The sequence below is a fragment of the Actinokineospora inagensis DSM 44258 genome (assembly GCF_000482865.1).
Taxonomy (GTDB): Bacteria; Actinomycetota; Actinomycetes; order Mycobacteriales; family Pseudonocardiaceae; genus Actinokineospora; species Actinokineospora inagensis.
Genome location: NZ_AXWW01000031.1, coordinates 52739 through 69057, shown reverse-complemented (window position 1 = coordinate 69057; position 16319 = coordinate 52739). Strand labels below are relative to the sequence as shown.

The 16319-nt window shown below is 70.2% G+C and carries 15 protein-coding genes; 7 read left to right on the top strand and 8 right to left on the bottom strand.

Annotation, left to right across the window (positions count from 1 at the left end; all coding sequences use genetic code 11):
* Positions 1-4 precede the first annotated feature (4 nt).
* The 3 genes from H504_RS0113850 (at position 5) to H504_RS0113840 (ending at position 1828) form a co-directional block, all read left to right on the top strand.
* Entirely contained in the window at positions 5-499 is a 495-nt protein-coding gene (locus H504_RS0113850) for a DUF3291 domain-containing protein (RefSeq protein WP_026423273.1), read from the top strand.
* A gap of 9 nt (positions 500-508) precedes the next feature.
* Complete coding sequence (locus H504_RS0113845; protein WP_157440390.1) at positions 509-937, top strand: VOC family protein; 429 nt, start codon at positions 509-511, stop codon at positions 935-937.
* A 537-nt stretch (positions 938-1474) separates the two neighbouring features.
* Entirely contained in the window at positions 1475-1828 is a 354-nt protein-coding gene (locus tag H504_RS0113840) for a PRC-barrel domain-containing protein (protein ID WP_026423271.1), read from the top strand.
* Between the two features lie 51 nt (positions 1829-1879).
* On the opposite strand, the gene H504_RS0113835 is transcribed toward H504_RS0113840, so the two are convergent.
* A complete protein-coding gene (locus H504_RS0113835; RefSeq protein WP_026423270.1) occupies positions 1880-3553 on the bottom strand; it encodes a choice-of-anchor P family protein in 1674 nt (557 codons plus the stop codon).
* A gap of 390 nt (positions 3554-3943) precedes the next feature.
* On the opposite strand from H504_RS0113835, the gene H504_RS0113830 reads away from it, so the two are divergent.
* On the top strand, positions 3944-5299 hold the full coding sequence (locus H504_RS0113830; protein ID WP_026423269.1) for a cytochrome P450: 1356 nt from the start codon (positions 3944-3946) through the stop codon (positions 5297-5299).
* Between the two features lie 226 nt (positions 5300-5525).
* On the opposite strand, the gene H504_RS0113825 is transcribed toward H504_RS0113830, so the two are convergent.
* From H504_RS0113825 to H504_RS41150, 7 genes are all read right to left on the bottom strand, one after another.
* Positions 5526-6320, bottom strand: a complete 795-nt coding sequence (locus H504_RS0113825; protein ID WP_026423268.1) for an ABC transporter permease — start codon at positions 6318-6320, stop codon at positions 5526-5528.
* Positions 6317-7243 (bottom strand): ATP-binding cassette domain-containing protein, encoded by a 927-nt coding sequence (locus H504_RS0113820; RefSeq protein ID WP_211239314.1) that lies wholly within the window; start codon positions 7241-7243, stop codon positions 6317-6319. Before H504_RS0113820 ends, H504_RS0113825 begins: the two co-directional genes overlap by 4 nt.
* A 20-nt stretch (positions 7244-7263) precedes the next feature.
* Entirely contained in the window at positions 7264-8109 is an 846-nt protein-coding gene (locus H504_RS0113815) for a DUF4097 family beta strand repeat-containing protein (protein ID WP_026423266.1), read from the bottom strand.
* Positions 8110-8179: 70 nt separating this feature from the next.
* Complete coding sequence (locus tag H504_RS0113810; RefSeq protein WP_026423265.1) at positions 8180-8704, bottom strand: YlcI/YnfO family protein; 525 nt, start codon at positions 8702-8704, stop codon at positions 8180-8182.
* A 185-nt stretch (positions 8705-8889) separates the two neighbouring features.
* Positions 8890-10446, bottom strand: a complete 1557-nt coding sequence (locus tag H504_RS0113805) for a M4 family metallopeptidase (RefSeq protein WP_026423264.1) — start codon at positions 10444-10446, stop codon at positions 8890-8892.
* A gap of 488 nt (positions 10447-10934) precedes the next feature.
* Positions 10935-12848, bottom strand: coding sequence for a potassium transporter Kup (locus tag H504_RS0113800; RefSeq protein WP_026423263.1), 1914 nt, complete (start codon positions 12846-12848; stop codon positions 10935-10937).
* Positions 12849-12951: 103 nt separating this feature from the next.
* Positions 12952-13380, bottom strand: coding sequence for a hypothetical protein (locus H504_RS41150; protein WP_051385815.1), 429 nt, complete (start codon positions 13378-13380; stop codon positions 12952-12954).
* 273 nt (positions 13381-13653) lie between these two features.
* On the opposite strand from H504_RS41150, the gene H504_RS0113790 reads away from it, so the two are divergent.
* The 3 genes from H504_RS0113790 to H504_RS0113780 are packed head-to-tail and all read left to right on the top strand — an operon-like array spanning position 13654 to position 16318.
* Complete coding sequence (locus H504_RS0113790) at positions 13654-14583, top strand: ABC transporter ATP-binding protein (RefSeq protein ID WP_026423262.1); 930 nt, start codon at positions 13654-13656, stop codon at positions 14581-14583.
* Positions 14580-14957 carry a hypothetical protein gene (locus H504_RS43065; protein WP_026423261.1) on the top strand — a complete coding sequence of 126 codons (378 nt, stop codon included), beginning with the start codon at positions 14580-14582 and terminating at the stop codon, positions 14955-14957. The genes H504_RS0113790 and H504_RS43065 overlap by 4 nt, the downstream gene beginning before the upstream one ends.
* Entirely contained in the window at positions 14954-16318 is a 1365-nt protein-coding gene (locus H504_RS0113780) for an ABC-2 family transporter permease (protein WP_026423260.1), read from the top strand. Before H504_RS43065 ends, H504_RS0113780 begins: the two co-directional genes overlap by 4 nt.
* Position 16319: the final 1 nt, after the last annotated feature.

Here is a 16319-nt window from a genome sequence, read left to right as displayed (position 1 = left end):
TCGCATGCTGATCGGGGGCCGGTTCCACCTCGCGCAGGTCAACGTGTCCAAACTGCGGGTACCGCCGGACGATCCACGACTGGCGACCTTCCTCAGCGTGCTGCGCCGGGTCAACCGGCTCGCCGAGTCGGCGCCGGGATTCGTGTGGCGGCTGCCATCGCCGGGCGACCGCCTCAACGGCGCGGACCTGCTCGGAGACGAGCGGATGGCGCTGAACATCTCGGTGTGGGAGTCGTACCGGGTGCTGCACGACTACGCCTACCGCGCCGAACACGGCCGATTCGTCCGGCACCGCAGGGAATGGTTCGAGCGCGTCCCGCTCCCGGCCACGGCGCTGTGGTGGATCAGGGTCGGCCAACGCCCGAGCCCGGCCGACGGGTTGGCGCGGTTGGCCTACCTCCGGGCGAACGGCCCGAGCCCGCGGGCGTTCACGGTGCGGTGCCGGTTCACCGCGCAGGGAGCCCGTGAGCGGACACTAATCGTCCGGAATGGCCTCTAGGGTGGCCGCATGAGCACACCGCACGACTTCCAGGTCGTGGTCGACTCCAGCGACCCGCACACTCTCGCCGACTGGTGGGCCGAGACCCTCGGCTGGGCGGTGGAACCCACTGACGAGGAGTTCATCCGCAGAATGGTGACCGAAGGTCACGCTCGTGAGTCTGACACCACAACGCACAATGGCGCGCTGGTGTGGAAGACGGGGGCGGCGATCAACCATCCGACTGTTAAGCGGCGGATGTTGTTTCAGTGGGTGCCTGAAGCGAAGACGGTGAAGAACCGGGTACATGTGGATGTGTGGGTGGGGAGGGAGAATGTGGCTGCTGCGGTGGAGGGGTTGATCGCGCGGGGGGCGGTCAAGCTTCACGATGGGGATCAGGGGCCGTTTCGGTGGGTGACTCTAGCGGATCCGCAGGGGAATGAGTTTTGTGTGAGTTGAGGATCTCTGGACCTCGCTGCGCTCGGGGTTGGGTCTGGTCGCCTTCGGCGACGCCGGCCTCGGGCGCCAGATGAAAGCGGTGGTGCCCGTTGTGGTGAAGTTGTTTTGTTTGGGGCCTCTAGCGGCAGCCTGGGTAAGGCTAAAAGGCGGGGCCACTGGAAAGCGTGGCCTTACCCGCCAGCCGGCTTAGGCCACCGCTCCCCCCAAACAAAACAACTCCACCACAACGGGCAGTTGGCATCGGCGGGTCCCGAGGCGCGTGGGGCCAGTGTGGGACTTCGCTGATATGGGGCGGGTCCCGAGGCGCGGGGGGTGGGCTGGCGGCCTTCGTCGATGTGAGGTGGGGTTTCGAGGTGTGCGGTGCGGGTGTGGCGCTTTGTCGATATGGGGGCGGTTTTTGAGGCGCGCGGCGCCGGGGGGCTTCGTCGATGTGGGGCGGAAGCCCTCTGTGGGGGTGGGGTCGAGGCGGGGGGTAGCTCGGTTGGGGTCCTTCGGGGGTGGAGGTGTGCTGCGGTGGTAACGGGGTACTCCTGGGGCATGTTCACCGTGGAAAATTTGCGCGACTGGGTTGGGATAGATGTGCTGGACCCGGATTCGAAGAAGATCGGCGTCCTGGAGGCGGTCTACGTCGACACGATCAGTGATGAGCCCAGTTTTCTCACGATCGACGTGGGTGGGCTCATCGGCAAGCATCATCTGGTGTTCGTGCCTGCCATCGACGTTACCGTGACTCCGAAGTCGGTGCGGGTGCGGTACTCGAAGGATCTTGTGCGTGACGCGCCGCAGATCGCGGTGGATGGGGAGTTGCCTGCGGTTGATGAGCCGAAGGTGTTCGCGCACTACCACTTGGACTACGGGGTCGGGCCGGAGCGCAGGCTGGCGCGGCGGTGACCGGGGCGCCGACGTCAGGCCCGGGGACGTCGGCGCCGCCGAACGGGGGCCTCAGCCCAGGCAGGGGGTGCCGAGGGAGGCGGTGGTCTGGCCGACCACCAGATCGGTGCCCGCGAGCAGTCTGACGTGCAGGGCGTTGACGGTGATGCCGTTGGGTCCGGGGATCTGTTCGTCGGTGGTGATTGAGCCGACGAGGGGGATGGTCAGGTTGAGGTTGACCTTCGGGATCACCGGCACGCCCGCGACGCGCAGGTTGGTCAGGCCGCTGGAGCCGGACACGGTGATGGCGCCGGTTGGTGTGGTGGCGGCGATCGCCTCGGAGTGGAGTTCGTCGGCGGTGATGAGGCCCGCGAGGAGGTTGACCACGGCGGTGTGGGAGGTCGCGTGGGCGGTGCGCAGGCCGTCGGGGTCTGTGGTGCCGGTGGCGGTGTCGACGAGGGCGCTGGTGGAGCCCAGCACGGAAGCGGTCGCGAGGGTGGCCGAGTCGGTGGTGGGGGTGGTGGTGCAGGTGAGGTCGGCGGGTGCCAGCGGGGGGAGCGGACCGAGCAGTGTGGACACTCGGACACCGTGGGCGTGGGCGGCGTAGGCGAGGGTGGGGCCGACGACCTTGAGGGTGGCGCAACCGGGCGGGTTCAGGCCGACGAGTGGCGCGAAGTCACCGCCGCAGCTTGTGTAGGTCCCGGTCCGGGCGGCGCGCACCGGGAGCGTGATGGTGCACGACTCGGCGCCTGCGGGGAGGGTTCCGGTGGCGCTGAACGCACCTGCCACTGGGGTGAACGTGGTGCCTGCGCAGGTCGTTGCGACCGTGGGTGCCTGGGTGAGGCCAGGGGGGAGCGCGAGGGTGAAGGACCAGCCTGCCTTGGCGCTCAACTCGGTGGTGTTGGTGACCGTCAGCGTCAGGTTCGAGGTCTTGCCGACCTCCACCGGGTTCGGGTCGAACGCGATCCCCACCTGTGGTGTCACGTCGAGGACCCGCACGTTGTCGAAGGCGCTGTCGTTGCCGTTGCCGCTGGGCTGCTGGTTCACCAGGCGCAGGCCGAGCGAGGTCCCGGCGAACAGCACCGGCGCGTCGCTGTGGAACGTGCCGACCGCGGTCCCGTTGATCACCGTGGTCGCGTCCTCGCAGGGCGCGATCGGGCGGGTGGACGCGGGGATGGCGGTGGCGCCGTCGAGCAGGTAGAACGCGTACTTCGTGTGCTGGCCGTAGCAGTTCTGCTCGGCGACGTCGACCGAGAACGCGATGAACCGGTTCGGCGCCGAGATCGGGATCGGGGCGGTGCTCTGCAGTTGGGTCCGGCCCGCGCCCGGGTCGGTGTGCGTGTACGCGGTGACCGCGTGGTTGGTCGCGCCGCTGCCGTCCGCCCAGTCACCGAGCACGCCCGCCAGGTCCTTGACCCGTGGCCACCAGCCGCCGCAGCCCGCGCCGGGCGGATCGGTCGCCTGGTTGAGCTCGGACGCGATGATCCCGTTGCACGAGGCCAACCACACCGGGTCCGCGGTGTACGTCTGCCCCAGCGGCGCCGCGCCGACGTAGCGGTTCACCCAGGTGATGGCGGAACCTTGACCATTCTCGAAGTTCTCCGCGAACACCACCACCGGCGGTCGCGGCGCAACGGGCTCGGCGGCCGCGGTCGTCGCGCCGACCGCCAGGCCCGACCCCACCAGCCCCACGGCGACTATTCCCATGACGAACCGACTGCCGCGTGCCCATGACCAGACGTCCACCGCGAACCTCCACAGACGACACCAGCACTCGACCGTCGAGCCACGGGGTCCATCGCGACACGCCGGCCCGCGGTTGCACCTGTTCGGACGCCGTCACTCCACCGTGCGGCACATTCACCCGGACTCCGCACAGCGGATGACCGGCGGCCGCGACCACTCACCGCGCCGCCCCGGCTCAACCGCCACGCAGGCGACGAGCCCGGTACCCCATCGTTGCCCGCGAGAACAGCACCGGCAGGCTGATTCAGCTCCGGTGAGCAGAACCGCGGCGCCCGTGGCCGTGCCGCTTCATCTGGACGGGTGACGTGCCTTGGTCGGCGGTGGCGGTCCCCCTAGCGTTTGGGGGACGGTGACCGCCTGCTCACACCGGACCCGGGAGGGCGCTCCGCGATGACGACCACTGACATCCCCGTCGCACCCGGAGCGCTGCCCCTGCTGGGGCACGCCCTGTCGCTGATGCGCGATCCCTTGGGGCTGCTGGAATCCCTGCCCCGCCACGGCGACCTGGTCGCGGTGCGGCTGGGGCCGGTGCGCGCCGTGGTGGTGTGCGGGGCGGACCTGGCCGACCAGGTGCTGCGCGACGACCACGTCTTCGACAAGGGCGGCCCGTTCTGGGACCGGGTCCGGGAGTTCGCGGGCAACGGCCTGTCCTCCTGCCCGCACGCCCTGCACCGGCGGCAACGGCGGCTCGTCCAGCCCGCCTTCCACGCCGACCGGCTGCCCGGGTACGCCGAGGTGATGGCCCGCGAGGCAGGCGCCGTGGCCGAGACCTGGACCAACGGCGCACCGCTCGACGTGCTCGACGGGATGATGGACATCACCTCGCGCACGGTCGCCGTCACCATGTTCTCCGACGCCCTGACCACGTCCGAACTCAAGCAGGCGCTGGCCGACGTGTCCACGTTGATGACCGGCCTGTACCACCGGATGATGCGGCCCGCCGCGGTGAACAACCTGCCCACACCGGGCAACCGCGGCTACCACCAGGCGACCGACCGGCTGCGCGGCGTGCTCGACAACGTCGTGGCCAATCGCCGTGCGAACCCCAACAAGGACCGCGGCGACCTGCTCTCCGCGCTGCTGGCTTCAGACCTGGACGACGGCCTGACCGACGAGCTCGTCACCTTCTTCATCGCGGGCACCGAGACGGCCGCGAGCTGTCTGACGTGGACACTGCACCTGCTCGCCACCCGGCCGGACCTGCAAGAGCGGGTGCGCGCCGAGGCCGACCAGGTGCTCGCCGCCGGGACCGCGCCCGGTCACGAGACGCTCACCGGCCGGGTGATCACCGAATCGCTGCGCCGGTGGCCGCCGGTGTGGATGTTCACCCGCACCACCAGCGCGGACACCGAACTGGCCGGACACCGGATTCCGGCGGGCACCGCCGTGGTCGTCAGCCCGTACCTGCTGCACCTCCGCGACGACGTCTACCCGCGCGGCGACGAGTTCGACCCGGACCGTTGGATCGACCGGCAACCACCGCGCACGGCGTACATCCCGTTCAGCAGCGGCGCCCGCAAGTGCGTCGGCACCCAGTACGCGCTGACCGAGATCGCGATCGCACTGACCACCATCCTGCGCCACTGGTACGTGACGCCAACGAGTTCCGGCACCGTCCGCGCCGTCCCCGCCGCCACGCTGCGACCGAAGGACCTGCGGTTGCGACTGACCGCCGTGGCCCGCCTCCCCGACCAACGGCAACCACCGGCGCAGGTCACAAAACAACCGGACGGCGGTGCTCGGTAACCGGTGGGTGTGGATGAGAAACCTGGGCGGTACACGCCCGAGCCCGCATTCGGCGTCGTGGGCGATGGTGCGCGCTTGAACCAGGTTATGGCCGACCCAGCGCAGGCGGACCGAGCCCACCCCACAGTCGCGACCGGCACCCACTCGGCGGTGATCAGCAGCCGACCACGGGGTCGAGCGGATCATTGTCCGCATGTGCCGATCCCCGTGGCAGGTGCGCGGCGGGTCAGTGGGATTCGCGGTTGAAGAGGTGTTTGGACCAGAGGTAGCCGGTGAGGGTGATGGCGGCGCACCAGGTCAGGGCGAGCCAGGCGTGGTTGCCGAGGGGGTGGGACATCAGGAGGGCGCGGATGGTCTCGATGATCGGGGTGAAGGGCTGGTACTCGGCGAACCAGCGGAGGGCGGTGGGCATGGAGTCGGTGGGGACGAAGCCGCTGCCGAGGAAGGGGAGGAGGATCAGCGGCATGGGGAGGTTGCTGGCCGTCTCGACTGTCTTGCTGACTTGGCCGAGGGCGACCGACAGCCAGACGAGGGCGAAGGTCACCAGCACCAGGAACCCCGCGGTGGCCAGCCAGGCCAACACCCCCGCCGTGGGGCGGAAACCGACGAGCAGGGCGACGCCGATGACGATGGTCAGGCTGAACAGGGCTTGGATCACGCTGCCCACCACGTGTCCGGTGAGGACGGAGACGCGGGCGATGTGCATGGTGCGGAACCGGGCGATCACGCCCTCGGTCATGTCCATGGCGACCGAGATGGCGGTTCCCTGGACCACCGCCGTCACGGTCATCAGGATGATCGCGGGGGCGACGTAGTTGGCGTACGCGGAGCGGCCGCCGCCCAGGCCCGCGCCGAGGGTTCCGCCTAAGACGTAGACGAACAGGAGCAGGAACACGACTGGCATGCCGACGAGCATCACCGTCATCGACGGGTAGCGGAGCATGCGTTTGAGGTTGCGGCGGAGCATCGTCGCGGAGTCGCGCAGGGGGTGGAAGCGCAGGGGCGGGCTGATGGTGGTCATCGGGTCACCTTCTGGTCGGTGAGGGCGAGGAAGACGTCGTCGAGGTCGGGGGTGTGCACGGACAGCTCGTCGACCTGGATGGACCGGTGGTCGAGCTGGTCGATCAACGCCTTGAGCGCGCGGAGGCTGCCGTCGCTGGGGACGCGCAGGGCGAGGGCGTCGTTGTCGCGGGAAGCCTGACCCAGCACGGACATGGCGGTGTCGAGGCCGTGCTGGTCGGCGAAGCGGAGGCGGACGTGGCCACCGGGGATGCGGCGCTTCAACTCGGCCGCGGTGCCCTCGGCGACGAGCTTGCCGCCGTCGAGGACCGCGATCCGGTCGGCCAGCTCATCGGCCTCTTCGAGGTACTGCGTGGTCAGGAAGATGGTGACGCCGCCTGCCACCAGGTCGCGGATGATCTGCCACATGGTCCGGCGGCTGCGCGGGTCCAGCCCGGTGGTCGGCTCGTCCAGGAAGATCACCCGTGGGCTGCCGACCAGGGTCATCGCCAGGTCGAGCCGCCGCCGCATGCCGCCGGAGTAGCTCATCGCGGGCTTCTTGGCGGCGTCCACCAGGTCGAACTGGTCGAGCAACTGGGCGACGCGCGCGCGCCGCGCGCCGCGGCCGAGGTGGTTCAGGTCCGCCATCAGCAGGAGGTTCTCCTCGCCGGTGAGCAGGGTGTCCACCGCGGAGAACTGGCCGGTGACGCCGATCGCGGCGCGCACCGCGTCGGGTTCGCGGGCGAGGTCGTGCCCGGCGACCCGGGCATCGCCCGCGTCCGCACTGAGCAAAGTGGACAGGATCTTGACCGTGGTGGTCTTCCCGGCGCCGTTCGCACCGAGCAACGCGAAGACCGTTCCGGAGTGGACGGACAGGTCCAGGCCGTCGAGCACGACGTGGTCGCCGAACGACTTGCGCAGTCCGGTCACGGAGATGGCGTGCATGGTTTTCCCCTTCCGGGAGATCAGGAGCGGCGGATGGTGACGTCGCCGCAGGACGTGCGGCCGCGGACCTCGACGGTCTCGTCGGCGTCCTCGGGCCGGGTGGCGTTGTCCAGCAGGTTGTGCACGTGCCCGAACGCGGTGTTGACCTCGAGCCAGGCGGCGGTGCCCGCGGCGACGCCGATCTCCAGGTCGCCCAGGGCGGTCGCCAGGGTGACCGCGCCGCGGACCACCTCGCCGATCCGGATGCCGCCGTTCGAGGTCTTCGCGTCGACCCCGGCGCCCGCCCGTTCGACCTCGATCTCGCCGTTGGCCGAGCGCACCCGCAGGTCACCGGCGACCGCGCCGATCGTGGTGTTCCCGTTGGAGTTCTTGACGACCGCGCCGCCGTCGACATCGCCGATCCGGATCTTGCCGGACCCGGTGGTGACCTCCGCGCTCCCGGCGACGCCTTCGACGGTCACGTGGCCGGTGCCGGTGTCCAGGCGCAGCGGCCCGGTGCGGTCGAGCCCGACGTTGCCGATCGACGTCTTGAACCGGCACTCCCCCAGCACGCCCGCGCCGCGGAAGCCACCCGCCTGCAGGTCGGCGGACACCCGGGAGCCGGTGGGCAGCTCGATGCTGATGTCGACCGCCCTGGTCTTGCGGGAGAAGTCGAACACGCGCGCCTTGGGGCCGCTGATCTGCAGGGTCCCGTTGGCGTACTCGACGGTGACCTGGCGCGCGGCCTTCACGTCGGACTCGTCGGTCTCGTCGCTCGGGCGGACCTCGACGACGGTGTCGCCCCGGTCGCTCGCGGTGATCCGCACGTCGCCGACACCGAGCTCGACGACGAGGGAGATGGCTTCGGGGGTGTCGAATTTTGGCATGGCTGTCTCCAGGAGATGAGTGGTTGAACCGTCCCCGCAGGTCGGGGACGTAAGGGGGAACGGCTGGTGGTTAGCGGACCCAGCCGGTGAGCCGCTGCTTGCCGCGCTTGGCGGTGCCGTGCGGCTCCGGGCGCGGTTCGCGGTCGGAGCGCTGCAGGGCGGCGGCCGCGGCCCGGACCAGCCAGGCGTTGACCGAGCGGCCCTCCTTGGCGGCGGCCGCCTCGACCGCGGCCTTGAGCTGCTCGGGCAGCCGGACGTTGATCCGGGCGGCGGGACCGTCCTCGGCGAACAGCAGGTCGTCCGGCGCGCCGTCGACTGGGGGCGCCTCGCCCGCGGGCTCGAACGGCTCGGCGGGGGGCGCGGTGACGACGAAGTTGGGGTCGCGGCCGCGCAGGCGCAGCTCGACCGACCCCGGGGCCAGGTCGCGGGTGATCTCGTCGGCCGCGGCGGACAGCGCGTCCAGCATGGCCATCCGGATCGCCGACTCGAGCGGCCCGGTCAGGCGCTCGACCAGCGCGCGCGCGTCCTCGCCACCCGCCTCGGCGAGCGCGGCGAACTCGCGGCCGAGGTTGCTCACGTATGTGGTCAAGTCCATGGCACCACTATGGCACACGCTTGGCACCGCTGCAAGCCATCTTGGCTCAGGCCATGTGCCACCGATGGCACCACAGGGTGAAACCCCAGGTCAAAGCCCGGTGGGGTGGGACGAAAGTCGTCCCACCCCACCGGGTCGTGCCATTCTGTGCGCGATCAGACCTGCCTAGACCTGCCTAGACCTGCCTAGACCTGCGGAGTGCAGGTGGTCGGCTCACCGGTTTGCGCGGGCAGCGAGATCGCGTTCCACGCGGCCTTGGTGCGGTTGTACAGGTTGCACGTCTTGTCGAGGTTCTTCGCGGCGGTCAGGGTGGCGACCCGGTACTTCTTGTAGGTCATGCCGCTGGTCTTGAGCAGCATGGCGCCGTAGAAGACCCGGCCCGCGTCCTTCACGCCGACCCCGGTGACGCTGGAGCTGTTGCAGGTCGGGCTGTTCGGCTTGCCGCCGCCGGGGGCCGAGCCCTCGGCCAGCAGGTAGAACCAGTGGTTGAGCGGGCCTGCCGCCTTGTGCACCTCGGCGTTCGGGATCGAGGCGCTGTAGCAGTTCGGGTCGTTGTTGACCAGCGACGGGTTGTACATGTTGCGGATCGGGCCCGAGCCCTGCAGGTTGACCGTCTCGCCCACGGTGTAGTCCGGGCGGTCCTTCGGGTTGTTGGCGTACGCCTCGGTCAACGCGCCGAAGATGTCGCCGGTGCCCTCACCGAGACCGGCTTCGCGCGAGGTGCCGCCGGGGGTGTTCTGGTCGAGGCCGTGGCCGTACTCGTGGCCGACCACGTCCATCGAGGCGATCCACTTGTTGGCCGAGTTGTGGCCGATGGTGATCGTGGAACCGTCCCAGTACGCGTTCAGCTCGTTCAGACCCACCTTCGCGGGCCAGCTACGGCCAGAACCGGTGTGACCGTTGCGGCCCAACCAGTCCTTGAGCATGTTCCACTCCTGGCTCGCGTCGTACATGACGTCGCCGCAGCCGGTCTCCTTGCTGGAGGCACTACCGGTGCCCCAACTGTCGGTGGCCTTCGAGAACACCCGACCGCCGCTGTAGTCGGCGCACTGCAGACCCGGACGGGTCGGGTCGGCCAGCGTGTACGTGCTGCCGGAGTGGGTGGTGTTGATGGAGACCTGGCCGTTCCACTCGCTGTTGAGGGTGCCCTCGGCGGCGTCCTCGACCTGGTCCAGGACAGCGCCGGTGGTGGCGTCCACCCAGACGGTCAGGTGGCTGGGGCCACCGTCCTTCCGGGTGCCGATCAGCAACTGCTCCCAGGCCAACGCGGGCTTGTCGTCGGTGACCTTGACGACCAGCCTGCTCGGCTGCGCCTGGCTGGTGGTCGCCTGCCGGGACCGCGCGGTCCGCTCGGCGGCCGCCTTGGCGACCTTGGCGGTGGTGGACGGGACGGCCACCCCGGCCCTGGTGCCCGCGACCGTGGCCCGGACGGTGCCCTGGCCGTCGGCCAGCACGGTCGCGTCGCCGCCGACCACCGGCACACCGCGCCAGGTCCGCTGGTAGCTGATCGAGTACAGGTCGTTGACGAACGGGGTCACCATGTCCCGGGCGTACACCTCGTCCGGGCCCTTGACCAGGGCGTCCAGACCGTTGGCCGCCGCCCGGTCCGCGGCGGCGACCGCGAGTGCCTGGTGGTCGATGGCCTGGTCCTGACTGGCGAACACCGGCGACGCGGTCAACGCGACGGCGCCGCTGGCCAGCACGGCGAGGGCTACCCCGGCCGTCATACCTTTGCGCTTCATTCATGCTCCTCGTGGGCAGGGTTGCGCGCCCGGTACCGCTCGCCGCCGCCTCGTGGGCGACCCACCGGCGACCGGCCCAGTGGCTGCACTGGCGACGCAGAGCTGTGCACGCGTCACCGAGCGCGACCAAGCATTCGGGGGCGGCCGTGCGCCAGTCAACGAAATCCATGGTGGGAATGCCCGTTTGTCAACATCAGGCAAATCCGCGGCAACCACCCGACACGCGTGATTCCAGCGAATCTCCAGGTGAATAGCCGTGTGTCCGGCGCGTGAATTCCCGACTGGCAACGCCTGTTATCCGGACCGACCCGCGCGCTCCCGCCGGTGATATGAACCCGAATGGCCGGGAACACCCGGAGGAATACCACCGGCAGGCCCCGCGCCCTATCACAACTGCGGCGATGGCGGCAGAGCCGGACGTATCGAGTGGCCTTGGGCGGCGAACCGCGAACAGTTTCCAGCCCATACCACCGATACCCGCGAACGCGCTATACGTCGATGTGCGCACCCATGATGACGGTGCGGTCGCGGGGCAGGCCGAAGTGTTCGGCGGCGTCGGCGGTGATGTAGGAGGTGGCGATGAAGAGGCGTTTGCGCCAGGGCGCCATGGTGGGATCGGGGCCGCGGTGGAGTTCGATTTTGGAGAGGAAGTAGGAGGCCCGGGTGAGGTCGATGCCGCCCTCGGTGGTGGCCGGGTCGAGAGCGGTGAGGGCGGCCAGCACGTCCGGGGGCTCCATGTACCCGAAGCGGGCGCTGACGTGGATGATGCCGTCGTTGGCGTAGCCGAGGTCGTCGACGACGACGCGGCGCTCGGCGGGGACGCGCGGGACCGGCTCGGTGTCCAGGGACATGATGACGACGTGTTCGTGCCGGGTGTGGTTGTGCTCGGTGTTGGCGCGCATGGCCAGCGGCGCGGTTTTCTTGCCGCGGTTGAGGAACACGGCGGTGCCGGGGACGCGGACCAGCGCCTCGCCGCGCAACTCGTCGATGAACTCGCGCAGTGAGCCCTCGCGGCGTTCCCGTTCGGCGGTGACGATGTGGCGGCCGCGTTGCCACGTGGTCATGACGGTGAACGCGGCGAGCCCGATCAGCAGCGGCAGCCAGGCGCCGTGCAGGAACTTGGTCATGTTGGCGGCGACGAACAGCAGGTCGACGGTCAGCAGCACCGCGCCCGCGGGCACGAGCGCCCACAGCGGGGTCTGCCAGCGCCACCGGGCGTAGCACAGGAACAGCAGGGTGGTGATGGTGATCGTGGCGGTGACGGCCATGCCGAACGCGAACGCCAGCGCGGCCGAGGCGCGGAAGACGAACACCAGGGTCAGCACGGACGACATCAGCAGCCAGTTGATCCACGGCACGTAGATCTGGCCGATGGTCGACTCGGACGTGTGCGCGATGCGCAACCGCGGCAGGTACCCGAGTTGGGCGGCCTGCGAGGTGACCGAGAACGCGCCGGTGATCACGGCCTGGGAGGCGATCACGGTGGCCGCCGTCGCCAGCACGACCATCGGCAGCCTGCCCCAGCCGGGGACGAGCAGGAAGAACGAGCTGCTGACGTTGGCCGGATCGGCCAGGATCAGCGCCCCCTGGCCGAAGTAGCTCAGGGTGCAGGCGGGGAACACCAGGACCAGCCAGCCGCGGGTGATCGCCCGACGGCCGAAGTGCCCCATGTCCGCGTAGAGCGCCTCCGCGCCGGTGACGGCGAGCACGACCGCGGCCAGGGCGAAGAAGGCGATGCCGAAGTGGCCTGCCAGGAAGCCCAGCGCGTAGGTCGGCAGCAGCGCCCGCAAGATCTGCGGGTGCTCAGCGATGCCGACCACCCCGCACGCGCCGATCACACCGAACCACACGATCATGACCGGCCCGAACAACCGGCCGACCACCGCGGTTCCCCGGCGCTGCACCAGGAACAGCCCGATGATGATCACCGCGGTGATCGGCACGATGAACCGGTCGAACCCGGGCGAGACGACCTTCAGACCCTCCACAGCGGACAGCACGGAGATCGCCGGGGTGATCATGCTGTCGCCGAAGAACAGCGCGGCGCCGAAGATGCCCAACGCGGCCAGCGCGGCGGCCACCTTGCGCCCGCGCGTGCCGCCCCACCGGCGCAGCAGCGTGATCAGGGCCATGATGCCGCCCTCGCCGTCGTTGTCGGCGCGCATCGCGAGCAACACGTAGGTGACCGTGACGACGATCATCACCGACCAGAACACCAGGGACACCACCCCGTAGACGTTCTCGGTGCTGACCGGGACGGGGTGCGGGTCGGCGGGGTTGAAGACGGTGGGGAGCGTGTAGATCGGACTGGTGCCGATGTCGCCGAACACGACCCCGAGAGCGCCGACGACCACCGCGAGCCGGGCTGGGTGTCGGGCGTCCGGCCCGGCGACCTGATCCATCGTGTCCCCTCGTGGACGGCACATGTCAGTCGTGACCATGCAGTCTCATGACGGGTTCTCGCCAGCGCATTTACGCGCTCTTAATGCCTTCGGGTGTGGCTGCTCACCACGGCTGCGCACCCGGTCCGACCATCGGGTACGGTGTCCCGCCGCCCAGGGCACGGGGCTGACGCGGACGCGGGATCTCCACGGCGACGTCGGCGACCGCCGAGCGCGCCAACGACGCGAACAGCGCCCCGACAGCGGCGCACAACCCGATGACCAGGGCGTCGTGCCCCGCCCGCCCGGTGAACACCAACTCCCCCGCCCGGCCGAGCACGAACCCGGAGTGCAGGCACCAGCAGACCACCGCGGTGCCCAGGGTTGCCCGAGCGGTGCTCACCACCGCAACCAGGTCGACCACCGCGACCATCGCGACGACGGAGACGACCGGCTGCCCGGTCGCGCCGACGGCGACCGCCCCGAAAGCCGCGGCGACGGCCACGACCACCCCCAGCGGGAACCCGAACTCGCCCGGAACCGGTGTGCGCATACCGACATCCCAGCGCGCGCACCGCGGGCACGGGACTGTCCCTAACGGACCCCGAACGCCCTCACCGGGCTTCCTTACGCGGTCTTGCCACCGGCCAGGCGGCTCACCTGGCGCGTTTCCCGGCGATAGGGGCATTCCACCCGTTCCAGGACAGCCCCGGCATGGGCGATCACGCGTTCCGAGAACGTTCAACCGGCGGCCCCCGCTGACGTCATGTCCGGTACCTAGGTTCCTCGGATCACCACGGTTTTCCCGGCCGACGGAAGAGGATGAATGGACGCAAACCTCGCGGTTCGGGCCACTGGGATATCGAAGTACTTCGGTGATGTCATCGCGCTCGACCGGGTGGACCTGGCGGTGGTCGGCGGGCGGATCCACGGTCTGGTCGGCCCCAACGGCGCCGGGAAGACGACACTGCTCGGGCTCCTGCTCGGCCTGACCGTCGCGGACACCGGGACGTTGGAGGTGCTGGGCACGCGGGTCGGCCGGGCGCTGGCCGCGCCCGAGGGGGTTGCCGGGTTCGTCGAGGGCCCCGGGCTCTATCCCGCGCTCACCGCCCGGCAGAACCTGGCCGCGCTGGTCTCGCTGCGCGGCGAGAACCCGCGGAAGGCGGGGATCGGCGAGGCGTTGCACGACGTGGGGCTCACCGATGTCGCCGACGACCGGGTGCGTGGTTTCTCCCTCGGCATGCGCCAGCGGCTGGGCCTGGCCGCCGCGCTGCTGACCAAGCCCCGACTGCTGGTGCTCGACGAGCCCGCCAACGGCCTCGACCCGGCGGGCAAGAAACACGTGCACGGCGTGCTGACCCGGCTCGCCGCCGAGGGCACGGCCGTGGTGCTCTCCAGCCACCGGATGGACGACGTCGAGGCGCTGTGCACCGAGGTCACGATCCTGGCGACCGGGCAGGTCGTGTTCTCCGGCCCGCTGGCCGAACTGTCCGACGAGAACAGCGACCTGGACTACCGGCTGCGCACCTCCGACCCGGAGTCCGCGCGCGAGGTGGCGGCCAGGACGCCCGGGATCCACCTCATCGACGTCCCCGATCCGGAACTGGTCGTGGTCCGCACGCTCGTCCCCGCGCTCGACGACCTGGTCGTGCGGCTCGTGCACGCCGGTATCGCGGTGCGCGAGCTCGCCCCGCTGGTCTCCCCACTGGAAGCCGCTTTCCTCGCCCTGACCGACCAGCCGGAGGCCACCCGATGACCGCCACGACCACCGGCGAAACCAGCGACACCACTGCCACCCGGCCCGTCCCGCTGGGCCGCGGCTACTGGCACGACCTGGTGGTGCAGCTCGCGGACGCCGGTATCGCGGTGCGCGAACTCGCCCCCCTGGTCTCCCCGTTAGAAGCCGCTTTCCTCGCCCTCACCAAGCAGACCACCGGCGGCGGAATCAGCGGAACCAGCGACACCACTGCCACCCCGCCTATCCCGCTCAGCCGCTACCGGTACGACCTGGTGGTGCGGCTCGTGCACGCGGGCCTCGCGGTGCGCGAGCTCGCCCCACTGGTCTCCCCGCTGGAAGCCGCGTTTCTCGCCCTGACCGAGCAGACCGACCAGCCGGAGGCCATCCGATGACCGCGACGACCATCGGCGAAACCAGTGACACCACTGCCGCCCGGCCCGTGCCGCTCAGCCGTGGTTACCGGTTCGAGCTGGTGAAGCTGCTGTCCCAGTGGGCGGTTCGGGTGCTGCTCGTCGCCTGCTGGCTCGCGCCCGCAGTCTTCGTCGCCGCGGTGAGTCAACAGGACTCGCTGCCGGTGGACACCCTCTTCGGCCGCTGGATGGGGGCGACCGGGTGGGCGGGCCCGCTGGTCGTGCTCGGCTTCGCGGGCGTGTACGCGCTGCCGCTGCTGACCTCACTGATCGCGGGCGACGTGTTCGCCGCGGAGGACCGCCTGGGCACGTGGCGGCACCTGCTGGTGGCGGTCCGGTCGCCCCGGCGGATCTTCACCGCCAAGGCGTTGGCGAGCCTCACCGTCATCCTGCTGCTGGTCGCCGGGCTGGCGGTGTCCAGTTCGGTCGGCGGGGTCTTGGCGGTCGGCAACCGGGACCTGGTCGGTCTCGACGGGCACCTGCTGTCCCCCGCGGCCGCGGCCGGGCGGGTCTTGCTCGCGTGGATCTGCGTGCTGGCCCCGACATTGGCCCTGGCGGCCATCGGCCTGCTCGGGTCTGTCGCGTTCGGACGGTCGCCGATGGGCTTGCTGCTGCCGGTCGTCGTGGCGCTGGTGATGGACCTGGTGCAGATGCTGCCGTTGCCGGTCGCCGTCCGGCTCGCGCTGCCCAGCTACGCGTTCATCGCCTGGAACGGCCTGTTCACCAGTCCGGCGCAGACCGGTCCGCTGCTGATCGGCATCGTGGTCAGCCTGGTGTGGGCGGTCACCTCGACCGCGCTCGCGTACGCGCTGTTCCTGCGCCGCGACTTCACCAGCTCCACCTACCAGGGCTCGGGACGCCGCGCGCTCACCGCCGGCGCCCTGCCGCTGGCGGTGCTGTTCGCCGCGACAGTCGGTGTCGTCGCCGTGGCCACCCCGGCCGGCGGGTCCGGCATCCGGCAGGACGAGCTGCAGGACTCGGTCGCCACGGCGTTCGCGCACCTCTACCGGCTGCAAACCGCGCAGCTCCACCGGCCCGACGTCGCCGAGGAGCACCTGGCGGTCACCGCGGCCTGCACCAAGGGCGACGGGCTGGTCGCCCCCGAAGGACCCGGCAACGACTGGCGGTGCGTCGTGTCCTGGCACCTGCCCGGCATCGACGCCACCGGGTCGGCCATCTACCAGCTCGACGTCACCTCGGACGGGCGGTACGTCGCGGACGGCGACGGACCGAAGGAAGTGAACGGCTACTTCCAGGTGCGGACCCCGAACGGGGACCAACCCAACCCGCTGTGGCAGTTCGACGGCAACGTCGACCTGCTGTCCACCTCCCCGAAGGGATAGT